Origin of the sequence: Enterococcus sp. 5H (assembly GCF_028128615.1) — a bacterium.
Lineage (GTDB): Bacteria > Bacillota > Bacilli > Lactobacillales > Enterococcaceae > Enterococcus_L.
The window spans coordinates 68,738-89,530 of the sequence record NZ_AMDP01000022.1 but is presented as its reverse complement, the minus strand read 5'-3'; the positions used below and the strand labels follow the sequence as shown (position 1 = coordinate 89,530).

Below are 20,793 nucleotides of genomic sequence, written 5' to 3'. Positions count from 1 at the left end.
GAGTCACAACGTCGATTTTATTTTATTTCATAATTTCTGATAAACGAGTGACAATTTTCTTCATTTCCGTTTCATTGACAGAACGAATATCAAATTCAATGATGCCATTGTTTGCTTGATATTCTCTTGTATAAATAGCTGGGCTTTTTGCTTTTAATTCGTTAATTACGTCTTTTGCAGATTTATCCCCTGAAATGTTGATACTCGCTCGATAAATATCTCTGCCCGCACCATCTTGGACAACCTTCGCTTCAATGTTAGGAATTTGGTTTACACTTTCGATGAAAGGTGTTAGACGAGTTTTCATTGAATCACCTGTCTCACTGCCGTTTTTTATATAATCTTCTACAGCTTGAGTAAAGCCTAAGATATTGTCTTTACCAATTTTCATTGCACGACCGATTCCTTGACCTTGAAGACGAACCCATTCGATAAATTCTTTTTTCCCGATAACTAAACCAGCGCTTGGTCCTTCGATCGCTTTAGCCCCACTATAAATAACTAAATCAGCTCCAGCTTCAATATACTTGAATAGGTCTTCTTCCGCTGCTGCATCGACAATTAAAGGTACATCATGTGCTTTGGCAACCGTTGCTGCTTCAGCCACACTCAACATACTTTTTTGAACGGTATGATGACTCTTAATATAAAGAATCGCCGCCGTTTGTTCTGTAATCATCATTTCGATATGCTCCGGGGAACACATATTGGCGTATCCAGCTTCGACAACCTGACCACCACCTTGTTCCACCATTACCTCAACAGGCGTGCCATAATCTACATTGTGTCCTTTAGGTAAAATAATTTCACGTCTCGCAATTTTCTCAGTATAAGGATGATAAGCATGATAACTTGAACCTTCACCGATTAAAGCTGCAACACTTTGAGCTATTCCAGCCGAAGCTGAAGAAACAACTTGAGCGTCTTCAACATTTAAAAGTTTCGCCAAATATGCACCTGTTTGTATGCTTAATTCGCTCATCTCAAAGAAATGCTCACCACCAAATTTTTGAGCAGCTAAAACATTCTCAGAAACTTTTGATACTCCTAAAATAGTCATTCTACCTGAGGCATTAATGACTTCTTTTAAATTGAATTTTTCATAACTAATTGTCATAGACAGTTCCTCCTATGATGGTTTTTACAGGTTTAATTAATTCAGTAGCTTCTCTCGTAAATCCATTTGAATCAGTTAATGTTTTTTGACCTGCTTCGATTTTGAATAGTGTGATATCCGCATCGTAACCTTCAGCTAACTGACCTTTTGCAGTAAAATGGAAACTTTCAGCTGGTGTAACCGTTACTTTTTCAATAATTTCAGACCAATCATAACCAACCACACGCAATTTTTCCATTGTTGTAGCTAAGTCGTAAACAGGACCATTTTCTCGATTGCGAATATAAATATCCGTACTAACGGAAGTAGCTTTCATTCCTTCTTTTAGCGCTGTTTCGGCGACATGAAAATTAAAGCTGTCCGTCCCATGACCAATGTCGAAAACAATTCCTTTATCATAGGCTAACCAAGTAAATTCTTTAATTTTATTCGTATCCTGATCCAAAATACCATTAGGTTTGCCATTAAAACAATGTGTTAATATATCACCTTGTGACATATGGGCTAAAATTTCATCTAACTTTGGTGGCGCAGAACCGATGTGTACCATTAACGGTAAATTATTATTTTTTGCTTGGATATTTTTTGCCATCTCTAACGGTGTAATGCCATTATCTCCGATAACTGTTTTACTCATTCGTGCCTTGATTCCTACGACAAAATCAGGTAGTTCAGTCAGCGCTTTATGGACTAATTCTTCTTTAACTTTGCTTAAATCAGCTAACTCGTCTTGCTCGACAATCCCCCATTTAGAGATATTAACTAAAGCATAGACATTCGTTTTTGCTTGTTTTGCCAAATCATAAAACTCATGAATATTTTCAGCGCCAGTTGTTCCAGCATCAATAACTGTCGTTACGCCTTTTTTCACGCCAATTTCGTCTGGAAAATCATAATATAAGGTCATTTTTTCAAAACAATGAACATGATCGTCAATCCAGCCAGCTGACACATAGGTTTCACCATCTAATTCGATTAGCTGTTTGGTTTCAGCGTCGATATTTTCTGCTATTTTTACAATTTTACCAGCATTAATTGCTAGTTCAATCGGCTTTCCGTCAATGGTTTTTCCCTTTTTGATAATTAAGTCGTAACTCATTTTATCCCCTACTTTTCTTTAAATCTAAATTTAGTCCAGGGTTTTACAAAATCCAACAACAACAATTCTTTCTCTGTTATTTGACCTACTTTGTTTTTCCGCTCATCCTGATGCGGCTGTAAAACAATTTGCAGTTCATTTTTGTATTTCCCAAATTCATCATTTCCGATCACAACATCGCCAACTTGAAATTCTTGGGTATTATCATGACTCGGATTTTTTTCGTTTTGGTATTTTTTACGAACTTCTGTTGAACGTACCACCTGATCCGTGATATCACCGCGGCGAAAATGTTGTTCACTTAAAACAATTGTTTTTTCCACTTCACTTGCTTGGTCAGCAAATTCAACCGCTAATTCTAATTGATAACGATTTAAATTGCCAAGAATCTCCAGTTCTTCATCTGACGCGTAGGCATTTCCGATAATCACATCATCAATTAAACCAGTTGCAAAAAGATGTTTTGCTTGTACTTCTACAGGTAAATGACGGTGCAACTCTAGTGTCGGCAATCCATCATTAATATCCCAAGGACCAAGCTTTCCTTCTTGTGAATTAATAAAAGCCGCAGTCCGGATGCCTTGCTTTTTAAAACGAACACTACAACGTTCAAAAAAATCATACGGCAAAGCAGTTCCTTCTTGTGGGTAAAAATTATGGCAGCCGTACAGAAACGGTACATTTGCTTCATACGTTAAAATATTGTCTAAGTATGCTACATCATTACTCATATTCAGCTCAATCGCCAAATCAAATGGATTGAATGTTAATTTCGCTTCTTTATTGCCATCAAAACCGACATCCAAACGAATCCCGTCAGCTCCTGTTTCATAAAAGAACGTCATGTCATCATACGAAATTTGCAGTTCATCAAAAATATTTGGTGCAACATCTAAAATAGTCTCAAACCCTAACGATTTTGCATAGGAAATCAACGAACTGAATTTTTCTTTTACGACTTCTTTTCCCTCAGTAACTTCTAGCATGCTCATGAAAATTCGTGAAAAGCCGCACTCACTGGCTTTCTTAAGATATGCCTTGTCTTTTTCTACATCACTATGATCTGGATAAACTGATACTCCTAACGCTCGTTTCATTTACTTTTCCCCCGCTCAAAATGGTCGTATTTGTTACGATATTTCCATGAAATAATTGAACTGCACAAAATTGTCACCGTGCCAACAACAAATACTGGCTGGCCGCTTAATAAACCCACTAAAATCCCAATGAAAATTGCTCCAATTGAAGCAATACACAGGTGCATTAAACGTAAATTCGTGATTTGTTCAGGCAGCCAATTTCGCTCAATAATAACTTGACTAAGAATAAAAAATACAATAAACCAGATAATCATTATAAACACCAAAGAGGATAGTCGTTCAACTTCCGCTACCCTCCCTTTCATTTTCTAATTTTAAGCTTCTTTTGCTTGTTGTTCCAGTGCTAATTCTTCTGCTTCTTTGTCTAATTGTTGTTTTTCATATACTTTGAAGAACGGGTAGTAGATCGCCAAAGTAATCGCAAAATTGACACATACAAGAATTGCAGCCGGAACACTCCAGTTCGTACTCATCCAGGCAGCAATTGGCGCCGGTATAGCAAACGGCAAGCGCGCTGCCATCATTGGAATGACGTTGGTCACTGTTAAGAAATAAGAAAATGTTGTGGTAATTAATGGTGCTACGATAAATGGAATCCCTAAAATTGGGTTCATAACAATCGGTGTACCAAAAATTACTGGTTCATTAATATTAAATAGACCTGGTAAGAACGATAAACGTCCTAAACTTTTCAAGTATTTTGATTTGGAAAACATCATTAAAACAACTAGGGCTAATGTTGTACCAGCTCCGCCGATCCAAATAAACCATTGTAAAAATTGCTCTGTAAAGATATTAGGTAAATTGTGAACAGAGGTTCCTTCTGAAAAAGCCAACGTATTTTCTGCAATTGACATATCCCAGAAAGGTCGGATCACAGGTCCCATAATCGCTGGTCCGTGAATCCCTAATACCCAGAAGAAACAAATTAGAAAAACAGTCAGTAGTCCACCAAATAAGCTATTGCCTGCCAAGGTATCTTTCAGCGGCATTAATAACGTACTTAAGAAACCATTTAAGTCAAAACCTATCACATGGCGAATTACCCAAAATAGTAATAAAATCACTGCGCCAGGAATTAGTGCAATAAATGAATTAGAGACTTCCGGCGGCACACCATCCGGCATTTTAATTGTAATATCTCTTTGAATAAAGAAGCGATAGATTTCCACCGAAACCAAGGCTGTAACAATCGCACCAAAAAGTGAGGCTGAACCTAAATTCGCTAAATTGATGTAACGACCTGCTCCAATAACATCTTGTACATCCTCAAACACTCTAGTTGGCGGGGCAGCTGTAACTAAAAATGCCATAACTGCTAAAATACCACATGTTAAGGAATCTAGTTTGTAACTTTTCGCCAATGATGCCGCAATCCCAAAGGTTGCATACAAAGCTAACAATCCCATTGTGTAACGAGATGGAATATCCAAAACTGCCTGATAAGGTTCAATAAATTTAGTATACGAATCGATCGGAATATTTTGAAACACTGTAAAAAATGCTCCGACAATCGTTAAAGGCATTGTTGCAATAAGTCCCTTTCTGATTGCTGTCATGTGTCTTTGCGATCCAAACTTATTGGCAACAGGCATCAATTTTACTTCCATCCACTGCACAAAACCGTTCATTTCTTTTTCCTCCGTTCAAAAATGTTTGTTAAAAATAGAATAGAATTATTTCCCATTCATAATAACATGGTAACATTATAATGTAAACGGTTTTCAAAAGAAAAGTGCAAGTTATCTCATCATTAACTCGGTAAATCCACCGGGAAAATTGCACCAAAGATCATTGCTCCTAGAATTGCACCACCAGCAATCGGCTTTTTCCAAAGGTAAAAAATGACTGAACCGATAATTGAACCAATCCCGATAGGAGCAGAAGCTCCACATGCACTAATAATAATCAGTGGACCTAAGAACCGACCGGAAGCATTACCAGCACCCATCATGACATCTGCACCAAATGTAGAAGATGATTGATTAATTGTAAATTTGCGAATCGCAACGATGATTCCGCCAATAACCAACCCTAGTACCATTCCTGTTAATAATGAAAGCCAAAAATTCTTTTTTTCCTCTAAACTCAATGTCTCTTCCATTAAGGTTCCCTACTTTCTTCTAATTATTAGTTGCCTATACTAAAAATATCATGCATATTTTGCAGCCAGCCTGGAATTTGCAGACGGAAACTTTCGATCATTTGTAAATCAAAACCGCGGAAAAACCCACTTAGTACAAATAATAAAATGATAGCAGCCATCATGCTTTTTGTTACTTTGTTCCAGCCACTTTCGTCTACGCCTTTACCAATTAGAATCCCTAAAACAACACCAGGTACAGCATTTCCCATAATCATCGTAGCCAAACCACCAAAAATAGTTCCCCATAAACCAGAACGTTTACCTGCATCAATTGCAGCTAACCAGAACAACACTGGCATAACCGTGTTAATTAACAAATTTGCAGCTGGTACCAAAACCGCAACCGCAGTTACTTGTAAAGATTCTGGAATTGCTGAAGCTGTAGTATTTAAAAATGCTACAACAATCATTCCCACAACTGCTCCTGATATGCCCATTTTTTTCGGATTATGCATTGTTTCAGCTACATTTTTATTTTTTACTAATAATGCCGCCGCTGCCCAGTTTGGAATAACCCGATGATCCACATCTTGTGTAAAAGCTCCTGCGCCAACTGTAGATGCCCAAGCATTAAAGAAGAAGCCCAATCCAAATGAAAAATGACTTGCCGCATCTCCTTCACAAGCATTCATTTCTCCTAGTGTTCGAAACGCTCCTAACCCTTGTGTACTGGGTGCATGAAACATTCTGGCAGCACCAGCTCCTGCTGCAAACCCAACTAAACCACCAATCAATAATGATTTTAGTAAAACGACTACTACATCCATCTAATGTACCTCCTTATACTCTCTTTTTTTCTTAGCAAACGGTAGAGGAAGACCATTTGGATCGGTTACTCTTTTTTCTACAAACTGGATTGTCTCCATCTCAATCAACGTTATTTCTACTTCAACATCCAGCAGCACTCGATAATCTGTACGAGTTCGCGGCAAAAATAAAAATAAAAAACGCTCAGTAAAAGTTTCTTGTTCAGCTTTTACAACTTGAATATCTAATGGTTCAATCCGAATAATGACATCATTTTTTTCCTTTAAAACACGATTATGAATTTGATTCAGCGCATTGGCAAACGCCTGATTTTTCTCTTTACCAGTACCTTCTACTTGAATGATCTGACGTTTTTTAATGGTTACTTTTTCCATCCGTTCTTCCTCCTTATCTCGTTTAGTAATTAACCAATCTTTTTAAGATACGCTTCAACAATTCGTTTACCTAACTCTTCTTGATCCATAAACCCAAAACCTAAAACTGTTTTCCCATCGTTAATCGCTGTGATGCCTTCATCAATTGAGCGCATACCATGACGTTCAGGATAGCCATATTTTGTCGCTGCCGTTAACGCACCTGCGCCACCACTGCCGCAAAATGAAATACCTAAATCAGCATTTTCCTGCTGCATTACATCACCTAAACGCATATCGGCACCCATTCCCGGTACAACTACTGCTTTACCACCGGCTGCTTCCACACCTTTCGCTACATTTTGCCCTTTACCTAAACGATCTGCAATTACTACTGTTACCATAATTTTTTTCCTCCTAATTTTAAAATCAAAATTATATTTCAGTTTTTCTATATTTCAGTTTGCCGTGCTGCTTCAAAATGAATCGATAAAACATACATTTCAGCTTGCGGCAAATTACCTATATGCTGAACTACTTTATCCGCGATTGCCAGCGCTTGTTCGGAAACTTCGGCAAACATTTCCGGATCAACACCTGACATTTCTTCTCTTGCGATGGAGCGTTTAATCATTTCATTTACATGATTGATTAAGATTGTCCATTGTAGTTCTGTCGGTTGTATTTTTTCAGCTACCAACAAGCTGTTAATTTGCTCTAAGGAGGCTTCTAATTCGATTTTATTTGGACTTTCATCGATTATCTTTTGAGCATCGTCATTTAATTTCATGTGCATTACTCCTCTCTTATATAATTCAATAAAGCAGTGATTTCTGCCTGATTAACCATTAAATCATTTTCAGCAAAGATCCGTTCAATTTGTTCAACCAATTCTTGCTGAGCTAACAACGTTTCTTTGACGATGTTCCCTTCATTTTCGTACTGACCATTAAATATAATTCGATGAACCATCAACATCACATGGAGTAAAAATGCTTCCTTATATTCTTGTGTTAGTTTTTGATCAAAAGTCTTCAATAACTCCTCATAAATAACATACGTTCGAACTAAAATATCACGACTTTCTGTTTCAATTCCTTGATTCTCTCTAATCTGCTGTCTAGGAATTAAACGAGGAACCTTACCCGTTTTCGTGTGTGTTAATATTTTATTAACTTCTTCTTGAATACTATGAATATCTGCTTCTGTTGGTAAAGGATTGACTTTGACAAACGGTCGATTAAGAATTTCTATAGGAAAAATACTTAAAACTAAATCTGGATTTTTTGTTTCAATTACTTCAGTAGCATTTAAAACAGAAGCAAAACCAGCAATTTCAACATTTGCAACTTCTTCCATAATTTTTTGCTCAATCAAACTAGTTACACCTAAACCTGTGGAACAAACATAAACAATCCGTACAATATTGATCTCATGTTGATTCTTTTCATAAGCTACTAAAAAGTGCAGTGCGATATAAGCAATAAATGAATCGTTAATCAGTAAAGCTGATCCTTCAATATCATTTTGACTTGCTTGTTGAATAGCAGAAAATAATTGTGGATATTTCGCCTTAATATCATCTACAAAGGGATTATATTCATTGATAAATAAATGTTTCTTTGTTAATCGTAAGGATAGATGAGCAAAAAGGTTTGTAAATAATTGACGATCCCGATAAAAAGGAAAATTCACTTCTTCAGAAACATCCTTGATTAACTCTTCTGTTAAACCAACAATATCTTGCTGATTATTTGCTACAAATACATCGCTGTATACATATAAATATTCATCAGCTAAAAGCGGCAACTCATAATAATCAAATACCTTTTTCATCAATAAAAAGGGCAGTTCTTGGGTTTGCTGCAGGACTTTTTGATTCGTTAACATTTTATAAGCACCAACGGTATGATGAAGCTGCATTCTAGAAGCAGCAATGGCTACACGTAATGTAATCGATAAGATTTCTGAATAATTAAATTGGTCAAACAACGAAGGATCTAACAAATTTGCCATTTCTTTTAACGCTACTTGATAGATTTTTTGAAAAATCGTATTTACTCCTACATGAACTTCCTGCATCTTTTTCTGCTGACCAGACTGGACAAAATAGCTCATAATTTGATAAATATCATATTCCGTAATTTCTTTTTGCGTAATGTACTCCATCAATAAACGCATTTGGCTTTCTCCACCAATGATAGAAAAACCTTGCCTACTTTGGCGATTTAAAGCTAAACCATAGACCTGAATTAATTCCTCTACTCGATCTAGATCACTGATAATTGTATTTCTGCTGACCTGAATCGCATCCGCTAATTCTTGTGATGTTAAGCAGTGTTGGGCCAACAATAATTTGAATATTAACTGATTAATCCGCAATTCTTGATCTGGATAGGTTTCAAAACGTTCTACTTCAATGATTTCATTCTTCAGCGTTAATCGTTCTGAATCTGGTATTTCTAGCCAAATTCCTTTATTGCGCCGTGTGTATAGTTGAACGTTTTGCTCTTTAAACCACTCTCGAATATTCTCCATATCATATTTAATCGTCCGCACACTAACGTGAAATGTTTCTGCTAATTCTTTGGTAGTCACGCTGTTTTCTAAATCTAAAAGTAATAACAAAATTTTGATTTCTCTTTTTGATAAGTGCAGTGACATCTACTCACCAACTCTCTTTCCCTTACATTTGAACTATAGCTTGATTTTTAGTGGATAACAACACAAAAAAGTTGCACTATTGTAAGTGCAACTTTTCATTGTATCCTATTTTCTCTAAAAAACTCAAATGTCATTTGATGTTATTTTATTAAGTTTTTTTACTCATTTTTAGTGTAGCTGCACGTTTTCTTTCGTTCCTGTTAGTGCAACTCTATGTTGCTATTGTGGAAATACAAATTGCACCTACTCGGATTTTACTAAACAAAAAAGAAGACCGAAGTCTTCTTTTTTCACAGTATTTATAAAAATAAATAGATAACATCTTCTCCACAAAAATATTTATCCGACACGCCTACAATCCGGTAGGTAGATTTCTCTATGTGCCTCTGTGGTTTCATCAATCACTAGCCGTCAAAACGGAATAGCCGAAGCTATCTGATTGGGTCAACTCGTCGCATGAGGACTACTTTAACATAGATACTCTACATTTGCAAATGCTTCTGAATAAAAACTCTCAAAGTGAAACTATTGCGCATACATTTGCTCTACTAACTGAACGGTGGACAATGTAAGTCTTTTGGTCATCACGGGACTTTCAACTAGCCCTCGTTGAATGCATTCATTCACATGATCTACTTCAAAAACAAACTCACTTGCAAATTCTGCCACCAGTTCTTCTTTTTGCCCCTGTTCATTATAGAGCGTCGCTTGTTGAGCTTTCCAAAAATAAGGAATTTCAATTCGTCCCTTTTCTCCGTAGATTATCATTTTACTTGGAATATCTAGTTTTACCGAAATAAAAATAGTCCCTAAAACCTGATTCTCAAATTGTAAGGCAACATTACATTGTTCATCCGTTGATGCTTTTGTCCTGGTCATTGTACCATTAAAATCTATAATCGGCTGATCCAACAAAAACTGCATATACTGAATCGGATAACTTCCTGAGCCATGTAATGCACCGCCGCCTGCTTCAATAGAGTAAAACCAACTAATATGCTCCACACTGGGATATGCGGTGATCGATTCCAGCCAACGAACCTTTCCAATTTTATTTTGCTGAATGGCTTTTTTTATTTGGAGACTAATTGGTAAAAAAACAGCTTTTTGTGCTTCCATTAAAAAACAGCCCCGTGCCTCAGCTAATTCAAAAAGTTCTCTTGCCTGATCAGATTGTAATGTAAACGGCTTTTCAACTAACACATGTTTGTTATGCTGTAATGCCATTTTAGCAGCAGCATAATGACCTTTATTATATGTCGCTACATAGACAATATCTATTTCTTCATCTTGACATAAATCTTGATAGTTGCCATAAGCTTTTGCAATACCTAATGTTTCAGCCAGTTCTTCAGCTTTGTTTATCGTCCTAGAAGCAATTGCAGTAACTTCACCATATCTACTTTGGTTGACCCCTTCTACAAATCTAGGCACAATTTGAGCGGTACTAATAATGCCATATCGAATTTTATTCATTATTATCGACTCCTTTAAGTTTAGTGTAGCTATAAAACAGTAAAAACACAAAAAATCGTGTAACTACAGCTTGCACTAATTATTAAAGTCTTTATTTCTTACGTAATTTGAACTATCATCACTAACGAGTATTTATGTATATCTTTCTTTATGTATTACTACTTAATTTAACGAATACCTACACTTACTTTTAAAGCTTGATTTACTTTAATCATATCGTCTTCTTGCAACTGACAGATTTTGTGAAGTATACGTTCTTTATCTAGTGTCCGAATCTGCTCTAGTAAAATTAAAGATGGTGTTAGCCGATCGTCATGCGGTATATCAACCATGACTTGCGTTGGCTGCATCTTCTTATTTATATTTCTAGTAATCGGCGCAACAATCAGTGTTGGACTAAATAAGTTTCCTTTATTATTTTGAATAATTAGTACAGGTCTGATGCCGCCTTGCTCTGAACCAACAACTGGTGAGAGATTTGCATAAAATATTTCTCCCCTTTTTATCATTCTATTTTATCCCCCCTAACAAAATATTTTCTTATGTAAATTATATCATGCTTTTATAGAAAAATTTTTCAATATTTTATACCCAACCCATAAAACTTTGATAATCTTTACAAAAAAGAAAATTTCGTGAGAAAAACTACGCTATTTTCCCCCTTTAGAAAACAAAAAATTATTATATATACTAGAATTAATTCAACTTCATTTCTATTAGAAAACAAGATTCTCTATTTATCTATCAAATTAAAATAATGCGAAATAATTATAAAACCTTATTTAAATAAATAAAAAAACGTTTAAAATAACAAGGTTAAAGCATGATTATTTTTTCCACCCATAGATTTATTTTTCCTTAAAAGATCAATTTAAATTAGCTCTTCATTATTAAATAATTCAGCCGTTCTTACAACTAATCTGTTTACTCAATATTTTTTAATCAAATTCTCATCTAAAAAAACTCACGATTTGAAAAAACCAAACAAAAAAATAAAACCTGAAACATAACTCTTTGAGTTATATCTCAGGCTAGTGATATTCTAATTTGGCTAGTGGAGGCAGAAACAAGACTGTTTTACTTCTTACATAAGTGAGACAAAACACCTCCTTTACTTGCCAATTCCAAAACACAAATTACTACTGTAAACTTTGCGGTTCGCTGTCTTTTTCAGCATTATTCTCTTGCGGCTTAGGGGTATAAGAAGAAGCACCTTCTAGATTACCTAAGCTAACATCTAAAGCTACCGTATAATTCAACGGAACATATAAATTATACGCGCTCATTCCTACAACCGTTCCTTTAGGTTCAGCTGAATCTACGTAACGAACAGTATATTTGATGTTTGCACCTTTAGACTGAAATTCATCATGAAACTGCTTTGGCAAGTCACCTTCCAGTGTATTTCCTCTTAAATCTTTTAAATAAGGTTTTCCCGCTGAATAAAAGACTTTTATCTTCAAATCGTCTTTATTGGTCAATTCCGTACCTGCAGCCACACTTTGTGAAATCAACTGACCATACGGAATATTCTCTGTAAAAATGGCTTTTGCTTGAACTTCCAGTCCATTTGCTGCTGTACTAGCTTCTTCTGCAGTATATTCTGCAAAGTTGGGAACAACAAAACCTTTACCTAAAGAAACTGTTACAGTTAAGCTATCTTTTTTAGCGATTTTTTGATCTTTCTCGATACTTTGCGAAATAATGCTGTCTGCTGGAACATCTGCTGAGCTGCTTTCCTCATAAGTTACATTGATTTCATTCGTTTTTGCCCAACTTTCAACTTCTGATTTCATTTTATTTTTAAAATCAGGTACAGCAATGTTCTTTTCAAAGGTTTCTTTCCCTTTAGAATAGTACATATTCGCTTTATCTTTGCGTTTATAACTTTCTTTAGTAACGTCCTTATTTACAATTTCAAAACGAGTGGCTTCTCCTTGAGGCGTAGCCTCACTATACTCATCTATAATAGAAACATTTTCAGCTTTATGCTCTTTGATCCATTTTTCTACCTCGTCTTTTTTCATAGACATAAAATCAGGCAATTTTAATTTTTCTTCTGGATCTGGGCCTAAACTCGCTGTAACAGTCAATTCAGAACCTTTTTTTATTTTACTATTTTGCTTTTCTTTCTGAGCAATAATTTTATTAGCTTCTGTATCTAAATTGTATTCTTGCTCAACCTTTAGTTTTACTTTATTTTCTGTGGTCCAAGTACGTACTTCTGCCAAATCTTTCCCCTTAAAATCAGGTAGCTTTACATGAGTCTGCTGATAATAAATAAAATACAATAAACAAATCACTACTAATGTTCCTATTCCAATAAGAAGTTGTTTCTTTTTTTTCTTCTGATGATACGTTGGATCAAATTCTGTACCGTCTTCCAAAGGTTTACTGCGTGTTTTTGTAGCATTGTCATTATTGGTTTGATTTTTTGGACCAAAAGTTTCATTCTTAGAAGGATTAGATTGTTTTTCGTCCCCTACTTTCGGCTGATGGTCGGTTGATTTTTTTTCTTTTGTTTCGTCGTAGTTTGATTGATTAAAATTAGATAAAAAGTCACTCATGCAGCATCAACTCACCTTGCTTGAGAAAGTAGGTTTTATCGGATTGTTTCGCTATTTCGTTTGAATGGGTTACTACAATCACACATTTATTATGAGTTGTAGCTAAGTCTTTAAAAATAGTGACAATTTCTTGTTCCATACCTTCATCTAGATTGCCAGTAGGTTCATCAGCAAGAATAATATCAACATTGGTTGCTAAAGCTCGTGCAATTGCTATCCGTTGTTGTTCTCCACCAGATAATTGACCGACCAGTCGATCTGCTTTTATTTTATTAATACCAATGTAATCCAACAAGTTATACGCTACGGCCTGACTATCCTTAGGCATCTCATTATCTGTAATAGACATGGCCACTAATACATTCTCTAACCCAGTAAGATAAGGAACTAAATTGTAGCTTTGGAAAATAATACTGATATCGTCTCGGCGGTATTTTTCCATTCCAATCGTTTTAATGTTTTTTCCGTTGTACAAAACTTCTCCTGACTTCGGTTCGTCTAATGCACTAATTAGCGAAAGAAATGTTGTTTTCCCAGATCCTGATTGACCTAGGATGGTATAAAACTGTCCTTTTTCAAAATTTATGGACAAGTCATGTAAAATCATTCGGCGTTTGTCACCGTCTTGATAAAAGTAATTTACGTTTTTTGTTTGTAATATGGTCATATTTTTTCTCCTACATCATGATTTTCTTTGGATTTAACCGTAAGACATAGGTCAAAGGTAAAATCGCAGACAACAACACTGTACTTATTCCTGCAATCAAGAACGTCACAATATAACTCAGCGAAAATTTGACTTCATAAGCACTTGAAACATCTTCCATTGTTAAATTTGACAGGCTCGCTCCACTACCAAGTGTCATTAAGCCACTAGTATTTCCACTATCAACTTGTGAAAAAGCATCACTGGCAATTAATGAATCGGATACCATTTTTCCTAAAAAATTTCCCGTAAGTAACGATAGACACATTGCCATTAAACTAATTAGTAATAATTCAACAATGATTTGCTGCATTACTTTCGCTCTTGTTTCACCGAGTGAAAGATAGATTCCCAACTCGTGTTTACGATCACGCAAGAACAGGACAACTACTAAGGAAATGATTAATAACGCTGCACCGATAGCTAATAAAACAACATAACCTGAAATTTGTGACATCTTTTTAAAAGTCCCGCCTATTTGATCATATTCATCAGTCGAGGCATTCAGTTTGTAAAATTCCGGAACCATCGCTTTTGTTTCTTCTTTGAACGCATCAACATCTTCTGGTGATTTTAAAATAAACGTTGGTGTCACAGGATTTAATTGCTCTTCTGTCATTTCTGTACCATCGCTATTTTTGTATTTATCCGGAAGGGCAATTTTACCTTTCTCATATTCAGCTTTATTAATGGACGCAACCGCTCCATTTGGCAAATAAGCTGTATTAAATTGTTCAGTTTCCAGCATTTGCTGATTCATATCTTTTGAGTCTTTTTCGTCAGCTTTTTTCTTTTCTAATGTGACAGGTTCAAAAATACCAATAATTTCAATCGGATGATCTTGTGTATATAACTCTTCTGATGAACCATCCTGTTTATAGTCCATTGTTACACTATCCAAAACTAGTTGATCGCCTACATTTACGCCATTAGCTTCTGCTACTTTTTTCGAAATAATCCCTACTGCTTTACCATTGTCGATCTCTTCTTGGGTAAACGTTCGTCCATCGACTAATTTCATTTTTTTCTCTTTAAAATCAAGTGGTTCAACTAGGTTGCTGCCTTTTAATGATAGATGGTTTGGCATCGCCACTCCCATTGAAGCGTTTTCTTTTTGTTCTAGTTCGTACCCTTTTACTTTCTTCATCTGGATAAATCCAGAAATACTATAATCAAATTCTTTTACATAAGGGGATTGGCCCATTTTTTGGATATCATCAATTTTTAATCCACTAGGAGCTGATAGCTGTCCGTCTGAACTTTCATTCATCATTTTTTCATAGTCCATGTCTACGCTAACCGTTGCCCCTAGCTGATGTTTGATTTTCTTCTCCACATTATCTGTCGATTGCTGAATAGCAATTGATCCAGCAATCACATTCCCTAAAATAAAAATTACTGCAAATAAAATAATTGATTTTCCTTTTCTTCTAGTAACACTACATAAAGCCCTATTCCAATAGTTCATAAATTTTTCCTTCCTAGTCAAAGACAAACAGTTCCCAGAACTTTCTGTTTCTAGTTATGAATTAACTAGTTTTCCCACGTTGTCTTTGATAAATGATAGTTTCCCACCATTCAAACCCCATAATTCATCCACATCATCAGCAATTGTTTTTACTTGAGAGCTGATAATGATACACTTATTTTCATTTTTGGCGTATATACGTAAAAAACACATAATCATTTCCAAAGAAAGTTCACTTAATGCTTCAGCAGGTTCATCGATTAAAATAATTTTTGGATCATTTATCAACGCATTAATTAAATAAATTCTTTGTTGATTTGAATTAGATAGCTTTTTAACTTTTTGATGCGCTACCTTTTCATCTAAACCGACTTTTTTCAAAGAATTATAGAAAAACTGTTTATTTTTCCTGCGCTTATCGATTCTTCCTACACTCATCTGTAAAGCATCCAAAACAGTTCCGTTAGTTAATAGATTGAAGCGCTGGAAGATAGTTCCTACTTCTTCTCGTCGATAAGCATCACGGTCAATGGTAGTTACATCCTGATCTTCAAAATAAATTTGTCCCTTAGTAACTGTTTCTAGTCCTGTCAATAGTGCCAGTAATGTACTTTTTCCTGCACCACTTTTGCCCAGAATACCGTAAATTTTTCCTGGTAAAAACTCGATAGTTATATCATTTAAAATCGTTATGTCTGATCGTTTATTTGTATATACGACATTTTTTAGAGAAAGAATCGTCATTCGTCAAAGTTCCTTTCTAACATAAATTCAATAGACTCAAATTTGAAAAGCTTGTACCCATCAACTGTCAAGATAATCATTAAAAATGAAAGAGCTACACCTAGTGTTTCTATCACAATAGTCACATTTATTATCATTGGAATTGTAGAAATCTCTTTAGCATTTGCGGTATTTAGCAGACTAATAAGTTGCGTAATTTCAGGTGATAGTTGATTTTGTTTGTTCAATTGCCAATCTGCAAACGGCTGTACTGTGAACTTTGTAAGTAAGAAGGCTATGCTACAAGCGATAAAAGTAACAACGATTAATTCGATCAAATGGCTTAACATTAGTTCTTTTTTTGAAATCCCAATATTTCTCATCACTGTAATCTCTGGAGTAATTTTCTTAAATCTTCTGACTGAAAGAAAAATTAAACTAAAACTGCTAATGAATAGAAAACCTAATAAAATAATTCCTGTCATCATTCTTATCCCATTTACTGGATTTAGCATCAGTTTTAAGTTATCTTCGTTTGTTGCAATTTGAAGCTCATCCGGCAAACCTTTTTCACGTAATTCTTTTTCAAACTTTTGTAATGTTGCACTATTTTCTAAATCATATGAAGTGCTTGTATAGCCGTATTTATCAAAGTCTTTGCCTGCTGTTAAGGTTTCCATAGTGGTAAAAATTTGGTTTTCCTGAGTCGCTGAAAATCCAGAAGCTGGTTTAACCGCGTCTTCTTTTTTCTGTTGATAGATTCCTGCAACTGTCAGCTCTTGCTTTTCAGATTGATTTCCTCCAATCACTGTAAAAGCAATTTTATCACCAATTTTAAGCTGATTTATTCGTGCCACTTCAACGCTAATCAAACATTCGTTCAGTTTCAGAGTGTCTTGTCCTTCAATAATTTTTTGATTTGATTTATCTAACTGTTTCTCAAGATCCATATTATCAAGACCTGTTAAGACCGCTGTCGCTTGAATTGCATCAAGTTGTGAAGCATAAGTTCCTGTTATAGCCACATTCTGAGAGTTTTGTCCTTCCGTTGTTAATTCATCAAAAATAACCGGTAGATTGGCAACCATTTGCATGGCTTTCACATATTTTGATTCACCAAATTTGAGGTATTGTTCTTTTGTTAGTTTTTTTTCATGCATTGAATTATCTAAATCTGTGTTAAAAATTGTTGCAACTAAATTAAATTGCTTACTATAGGCATCTGTAAATTGCTTAGCTGAGTTATAAACGGTAATCATCATCATCATCACCCAAATAAGCAAAAGAAGAGTGATCCCCATTAGCAAGTAACTTCCTTTACGTCTTCTAAGATTTAAGCATGCATGTTTAAAGACGAACATCTTTTCGTTCTCCCCCTTTCTTACTGCCACTATATCAAATCAATTGTTAACTGAATGTTAACTTTCTAAAAATTCCGGAAAAGATAAATAAAATGTTGATCCTTGATTTTTTTTACTTTCAACATAGACAAAACCTTGACATAAGTCACAAACATGGGATACTACTGACAATCCAATACCATAGCCATCTTGTTTTAAGCCATTCATTCGATAATTATGATTAAAAATTGTTGAATGTACTTTAGGATCAATTCCGTTTCCCTGATCTTCAATTTGCACAACTATACTGCCTTTTTGATTCGCTACTGAGACAGTAATCGGTTTTTGTTCTCCGTATTTGATCGCATTATCCACTAAATTAGAAACAGCTCGATAAATCCAACGTTTTTTCCCTAAAATTACTGTAGAATCATCTTCACTAAAAGAAAAATTAAGCGCCGGATAACTTTTATGGTAAGTATCGCAAACTTCTGCACAAACTAAGGAAACATCGACTTGTTCACTCATTGTCTCTTCCGTATTTGTTGATAAGGTTAAAATATCGTCGATACTGTCTGTTAACCGATCTAACAGATGGATATCGCCCGATTCTTTTTGCTCTAATTCGAAATTTGTCCGTAACACTGCTATTGCGTTTTTTTGCTCATGTGTTAAATAACTACTTAAACGCTTATAATCCTCCAAGTTCCCATCCAATTTAGCTTTTAGTTGTTTAAATGCTTGTGCAACAGTCCTATCTTCGACTTCATCTTCAGAAAATTTTTCCAAAAATTGTAAATCATGAATAATTCCAACCATTTGTTTTCGATAAATTCGCCTTAAAACAAACCACATTGTCATTGCCAAGATAAAAATCGCAAAACAAGCAATTAAAATAATCATCAGTAAATATTTAATAATCCCAGTAAAATATAGATCATCTAACGCTTGAGTACTCACCATTTCATCTGTTCGTAATTCAACTACTTCATTTTGCTGAATCGCGGCTTTATCTTCCATATTTACAACATACACCGCTGAACCAATCGACTGTCCAATATTTAAAGAGCGCCAGTTGCTGCCTAACACAAAAAAACTACCAACAACAATTAACACTACAAAAAATGCAAACCCTAATACTGTTAAACCAATTTTTAAGTTCACTCGCATAATTGATACCCTTTCCCTCGAATTGTTTTTAAAAGTTCTTTATTGGATGTTTGTACTAATTGTTTTTTCAGTCTCGCTAAGTGGACTCGTAAAACCGAAGAAAATGGATCAAAATTTTCATCATAAACATGTTCGGCAATTTCTTCTGTGGAGATAACTGCCGGATGTTTTTGAGCAATACACAATAAAATATCGAATTCTTTCGGTTTTAAATAGATTTCTATATCGTTATAGCTGGCAAGCCGTTTCACTGGGTCAATCATTAATTGTCCGATTTTTATATTTGGAGATGTTCTGCCATGAAATCGTCTGATTACAGCACGTATTCGCGCCACTAATTCCAATAATTCAAAAGGTTTCACCAAATAATCATCTGCACCAAAATCTAATCCTTTTGCTCTTTCTTCAATTTCATCTCTAGCTGTTGTGATAATAATGGGTAAATCTACCTCTGATTCTCTTAAAAAATGCAAAATTGAAAGTCCATCTTTATCCGGCAAATTTAAGTCTAGTAAAACCACATCATATGTGTTTACATATGCCTTTTCCTCTCCTTCAACACCAGAAAAAGCTAAGTCTACTAAAAATTTTTCCCGCTCAAGTCCTTTTTTTACTGAAATAGCCAGTTCCCGATTATCTTCAATAATTAAAATCCGCATCCAATCTTTCCTTTCCAAATAAATAACATTCCGATCAATAGTTATCACATACGATACTATAAAAATTAATAAGCTGTCTATATTTTACTTACTAAATTCACGAAAAATTCAATATTCAAAACACAATAAAATAACAGCAACTGACTTTCAAACATTGTGTCAGTTACTGTTATCTTTTTTTATTAATAAATCATTCTATCTTAATTTTCATTTAAAATACTTGCTACTTTTGTGGTAATCAAATCAATGGCTACGTGATTTTCTCCACCTTCCGGCACTATGACATCAGCGTAACGTTTCGTTGATTCGATAAATTGATGATACATCGGTTTCACAACGGTTAGATATTGTTCAATAACAGAATCTAAGGTTCTACCGCGTTCTTCCATATCCCGCTTGATTCGACGAATAATTCGAATATCATCATCTGTATCCACGTATAATTTAATATCCATTAATTCTCTTAAGCGACTATCTTCAAGAATTAAAATGCCCTCTAAAATAATTACTTCTTTTGGTTCTTGAATCAAAACATCTGAACTTCTAGTATGGGCAACATAATCATACACTGGTTTTTCAATTGCTTGATAATTCAGCAATTGCTGCAAATGTTCAATCAACAAATCCGTATCAAAAGCAAATGGATGATCGTAATTAGTCGCAAGCCTTTCTTCAAAACTCAAATGGCTTTGATCTTTATAATAAGAATCCTGTTCCAACATCATAATAGAATGATTAGGAAAATGATTGAAAATCGCCCGACTAACACTGGTTTTTCCACTACCGGAACCACCGGTAACGCCGATTACGATTGGCTGATTGTTTTTCATTCAACGAAACCTCTTTCTTGTCTGTAATAGTCACAATTACCTTTTTCTATTATAATGGAAACGAGCCAGAAAGCCATAATTTTATTCATTTTTTTATTAAAAATACGGAAAGGGCGTTTATTATGTCGATAAAAGAAATCCAGTACTTTACTACCTTTCACTATGAACTTCTATTACTAGCTGATCCTGATAAAAATGTAATCAATAAATACTTGCCTCGCGGAATCAGTTTCGAATATCGTTCAGCTGATGATGTAGCTGGTGTTTTAGTCCTATTACCTACGCGTCCGGAAACACTGGAAATTGTTAATATTGCAGTATCTGAAGCTTTTCAGAATCAAGGAATCGGAGCAAAATTACTCCACTTTGCCATAGACTATGCAAAAGAAAATTCTTATAAAACTGTAGAAATTGGAACTGGCAGTACTAGTTTTGCACAATTGTATTTATATCAAAAATGCGGATTCCGTTTAACGAGTATTGATCGAGATTTTTTTGTTCGTCATTATGATGAAGAAATTATTGAAAATAAACTTGTTTTAAAAGATATGGTGCGTTTAAGCTTAGATTTATAATTTAGAGCGTGTTTGTTTCAGCCTCTCATTTC

At 34.9% G+C, this 20,793-nt stretch carries 21 protein-coding genes and 1 pseudogene; 1 reads left to right on the top strand and 21 read right to left on the bottom strand.

Features of this window, described 5'->3' with window-relative positions:
- Positions 1 to 22: 22 nt before the first annotated feature.
- From C240_RS09710 to udk, 21 genes and pseudogenes are all read right to left on the bottom strand, one after another.
- A complete protein-coding gene (locus C240_RS09710) occupies positions 23 to 1,117 on the bottom strand; it encodes a DgaE family pyridoxal phosphate-dependent ammonia lyase (RefSeq protein ID WP_271494777.1) in 1,095 nt (364 codons plus the stop codon).
- A complete protein-coding gene (locus tag C240_RS09705) occupies positions 1,107 to 2,216 on the bottom strand; it encodes an amidohydrolase/deacetylase family metallohydrolase (RefSeq protein ID WP_271494774.1) in 1,110 nt (369 codons plus the stop codon). Before C240_RS09705 ends, C240_RS09710 begins: the two co-directional genes overlap by 11 nt.
- 8 nt (positions 2,217 to 2,224) lie before the next feature.
- The gene (locus C240_RS09700) at positions 2,225 to 3,313 is read right to left on the bottom strand and encodes a DUF871 domain-containing protein (RefSeq protein ID WP_271494771.1); all 1,089 of its coding nucleotides are present in this window, start codon (positions 3,311 to 3,313) and stop codon (positions 2,225 to 2,227) included.
- On the bottom strand, positions 3,310 to 3,570 hold the full coding sequence (locus C240_RS09695) for a hypothetical protein (RefSeq protein WP_271494768.1): 261 nt from the start codon (positions 3,568 to 3,570) through the stop codon (positions 3,310 to 3,312). Before C240_RS09695 ends, C240_RS09700 begins: the two co-directional genes overlap by 4 nt.
- A 60-nt stretch (positions 3,571 to 3,630) precedes the next feature.
- On the bottom strand, positions 3,631 to 4,947 hold the full coding sequence (locus tag C240_RS09690; RefSeq protein WP_271494765.1) for a PTS sugar transporter subunit IIC: 1,317 nt from the start codon (positions 4,945 to 4,947) through the stop codon (positions 3,631 to 3,633).
- Between the two features lie 122 nt (positions 4,948 to 5,069).
- Positions 5,070 to 5,387 (bottom strand): annotated as a pseudogene (locus C240_RS09685) (DUF4310 family protein); the annotation flags it as partial.
- 59 nt (positions 5,388 to 5,446) lie between these two features.
- Positions 5,447 to 6,229 carry a DUF4311 domain-containing protein gene (locus C240_RS09680; RefSeq protein ID WP_271494762.1) on the bottom strand — a complete coding sequence of 261 codons (783 nt, stop codon included), beginning with the start codon at positions 6,227 to 6,229 and terminating at the stop codon, positions 5,447 to 5,449.
- The gene (locus C240_RS09675; protein WP_271494759.1) at positions 6,230 to 6,604 is read right to left on the bottom strand and encodes a DUF4312 family protein; all 375 of its coding nucleotides are present in this window, start codon (positions 6,602 to 6,604) and stop codon (positions 6,230 to 6,232) included.
- Positions 6,605 to 6,633: 29 nt separating this feature from the next.
- On the bottom strand, positions 6,634 to 6,987 hold the full coding sequence (locus C240_RS09670) for a glycine-rich SFCGS family protein (RefSeq protein ID WP_271494756.1): 354 nt from the start codon (positions 6,985 to 6,987) through the stop codon (positions 6,634 to 6,636).
- Positions 6,988 to 7,034: 47 nt separating this feature from the next.
- Positions 7,035 to 7,373, bottom strand: a complete 339-nt coding sequence (locus C240_RS09665) for a PRD domain-containing protein (protein ID WP_271494753.1) — start codon at positions 7,371 to 7,373, stop codon at positions 7,035 to 7,037.
- 5 nt (positions 7,374 to 7,378) lie between these two features.
- On the bottom strand, positions 7,379 to 9,247 hold the full coding sequence (locus tag C240_RS09660) for a BglG family transcription antiterminator (protein ID WP_271494750.1): 1,869 nt from the start codon (positions 9,245 to 9,247) through the stop codon (positions 7,379 to 7,381).
- Between the two features lie 525 nt (positions 9,248 to 9,772).
- Positions 9,773 to 10,723, bottom strand: coding sequence for a Gfo/Idh/MocA family protein (locus C240_RS09655; protein WP_271494747.1), 951 nt, complete (start codon positions 10,721 to 10,723; stop codon positions 9,773 to 9,775).
- Positions 10,724 to 10,890: 167 nt separating this feature from the next.
- On the bottom strand, positions 10,891 to 11,232 hold the full coding sequence (locus C240_RS09650; protein WP_271494744.1) for a type II toxin-antitoxin system PemK/MazF family toxin: 342 nt from the start codon (positions 11,230 to 11,232) through the stop codon (positions 10,891 to 10,893).
- A 630-nt stretch (positions 11,233 to 11,862) separates the two neighbouring features.
- Complete coding sequence (locus C240_RS09645; RefSeq protein WP_271494741.1) at positions 11,863 to 13,290, bottom strand: PASTA domain-containing protein; 1,428 nt, start codon at positions 13,288 to 13,290, stop codon at positions 11,863 to 11,865.
- Positions 13,283 to 13,957: an ABC transporter ATP-binding protein gene (locus C240_RS09640; RefSeq protein WP_271494736.1), complete on the bottom strand. Its 675-nt coding sequence runs from the start codon at positions 13,955 to 13,957 to the stop codon at positions 13,283 to 13,285. The genes C240_RS09645 and C240_RS09640 overlap by 8 nt, the downstream gene beginning before the upstream one ends.
- Before the next feature lie 10 nt (positions 13,958 to 13,967).
- Entirely contained in the window at positions 13,968 to 15,464 is a 1,497-nt protein-coding gene (locus tag C240_RS09635; RefSeq protein ID WP_271494733.1) for an ABC transporter permease, read from the bottom strand.
- Positions 15,465 to 15,518: 54 nt separating this feature from the next.
- Positions 15,519 to 16,208, bottom strand: a complete 690-nt coding sequence (locus tag C240_RS09630; RefSeq protein WP_271494730.1) for an ATP-binding cassette domain-containing protein — start codon at positions 16,206 to 16,208, stop codon at positions 15,519 to 15,521.
- Complete coding sequence (locus C240_RS09625) at positions 16,205 to 17,548, bottom strand: ABC transporter permease (protein WP_271494727.1); 1,344 nt, start codon at positions 17,546 to 17,548, stop codon at positions 16,205 to 16,207. The genes C240_RS09630 and C240_RS09625 overlap by 4 nt, the downstream gene beginning before the upstream one ends.
- 57 nt (positions 17,549 to 17,605) lie before the next feature.
- Positions 17,606 to 18,697 carry a sensor histidine kinase gene (locus C240_RS09620; protein ID WP_271494724.1) on the bottom strand — a complete coding sequence of 364 codons (1,092 nt, stop codon included), beginning with the start codon at positions 18,695 to 18,697 and terminating at the stop codon, positions 17,606 to 17,608.
- Positions 18,688 to 19,356 (bottom strand): response regulator transcription factor, encoded by a 669-nt coding sequence (locus tag C240_RS09615; protein ID WP_271494719.1) that lies wholly within the window; start codon positions 19,354 to 19,356, stop codon positions 18,688 to 18,690. The genes C240_RS09620 and C240_RS09615 overlap by 10 nt, the downstream gene beginning before the upstream one ends.
- 200 nt (positions 19,357 to 19,556) lie before the next feature.
- Positions 19,557 to 20,186 (bottom strand): uridine kinase, encoded by a 630-nt coding sequence (gene udk / locus C240_RS09610; protein WP_271494717.1) that lies wholly within the window; start codon positions 20,184 to 20,186, stop codon positions 19,557 to 19,559.
- Between the two features lie 122 nt (positions 20,187 to 20,308).
- On the opposite strand from udk, the gene C240_RS09605 reads away from it, so the two are divergent.
- Positions 20,309 to 20,761, top strand: coding sequence for a GNAT family N-acetyltransferase (locus C240_RS09605; RefSeq protein ID WP_271494714.1), 453 nt, complete (start codon positions 20,309 to 20,311; stop codon positions 20,759 to 20,761).
- Positions 20,762 to 20,793: the final 32 nt, after the last annotated feature.

What these genes read in the sequence shown, in the direction of transcription:
- C240_RS09710 (WP_271494777.1), bottom strand. Translation starts at nt 1,117, where the DNA reads ATGACAATTAGTTATGAAAAATTCAATTTAAAAGAAGTCATTAATGCC.
- C240_RS09705 (WP_271494774.1), bottom strand. Translation starts at nt 2,216, where the DNA reads ATGAGTTACGACTTAATTATCAAAAAGGGAAAAACCATTGACGGAAAG.
- C240_RS09700 (WP_271494771.1), bottom strand. Translation starts at nt 3,313, where the DNA reads ATGAAACGAGCGTTAGGAGTATCAGTTTATCCAGATCATAGTGATGTA.
- C240_RS09695 (WP_271494768.1), bottom strand. Translation starts at nt 3,570, where the DNA reads ATGATTATCTGGTTTATTGTATTTTTTATTCTTAGTCAAGTTATTATT.
- C240_RS09690 (WP_271494765.1), bottom strand. Translation starts at nt 4,947, where the DNA reads ATGAACGGTTTTGTGCAGTGGATGGAAGTAAAATTGATGCCTGTTGCC.
- C240_RS09680 (WP_271494762.1), bottom strand. Translation starts at nt 6,229, where the DNA reads ATGGATGTAGTAGTCGTTTTACTAAAATCATTATTGATTGGTGGTTTA.
- C240_RS09675 (WP_271494759.1), bottom strand. Translation starts at nt 6,604, where the DNA reads ATGGAAAAAGTAACCATTAAAAAACGTCAGATCATTCAAGTAGAAGGT.
- C240_RS09670 (WP_271494756.1), bottom strand. Translation starts at nt 6,987, where the DNA reads ATGGTAACAGTAGTAATTGCAGATCGTTTAGGTAAAGGGCAAAATGTA.
- C240_RS09665 (WP_271494753.1), bottom strand. Translation starts at nt 7,373, where the DNA reads ATGAAATTAAATGACGATGCTCAAAAGATAATCGATGAAAGTCCAAAT.
- C240_RS09660 (WP_271494750.1), bottom strand. Translation starts at nt 9,247, where the DNA reads ATGTCACTGCACTTATCAAAAAGAGAAATCAAAATTTTGTTATTACTT.
- C240_RS09655 (WP_271494747.1), bottom strand. Translation starts at nt 10,723, where the DNA reads ATGAATAAAATTCGATATGGCATTATTAGTACCGCTCAAATTGTGCCT.
- C240_RS09650 (WP_271494744.1), bottom strand. Translation starts at nt 11,232, where the DNA reads ATGATAAAAAGGGGAGAAATATTTTATGCAAATCTCTCACCAGTTGTT.
- C240_RS09645 (WP_271494741.1), bottom strand. Translation starts at nt 13,290, where the DNA reads ATGAGTGACTTTTTATCTAATTTTAATCAATCAAACTACGACGAAACA.
- C240_RS09640 (WP_271494736.1), bottom strand. Translation starts at nt 13,957, where the DNA reads ATGACCATATTACAAACAAAAAACGTAAATTACTTTTATCAAGACGGT.
- C240_RS09635 (WP_271494733.1), bottom strand. Translation starts at nt 15,464, where the DNA reads ATGAACTATTGGAATAGGGCTTTATGTAGTGTTACTAGAAGAAAAGGA.
- C240_RS09630 (WP_271494730.1), bottom strand. Translation starts at nt 16,208, where the DNA reads ATGACGATTCTTTCTCTAAAAAATGTCGTATATACAAATAAACGATCA.
- C240_RS09625 (WP_271494727.1), bottom strand. Translation starts at nt 17,548, where the DNA reads ATGTTCGTCTTTAAACATGCATGCTTAAATCTTAGAAGACGTAAAGGA.
- C240_RS09620 (WP_271494724.1), bottom strand. Translation starts at nt 18,697, where the DNA reads ATGCGAGTGAACTTAAAAATTGGTTTAACAGTATTAGGGTTTGCATTT.
- C240_RS09615 (WP_271494719.1), bottom strand. Translation starts at nt 19,356, where the DNA reads ATGCGGATTTTAATTATTGAAGATAATCGGGAACTGGCTATTTCAGTA.
- udk (WP_271494717.1), bottom strand. Translation starts at nt 20,186, where the DNA reads ATGAAAAACAATCAGCCAATCGTAATCGGCGTTACCGGTGGTTCCGGT.
- C240_RS09605 (WP_271494714.1), top strand. Translation starts at nt 20,309, where the DNA reads ATGTCGATAAAAGAAATCCAGTACTTTACTACCTTTCACTATGAACTT.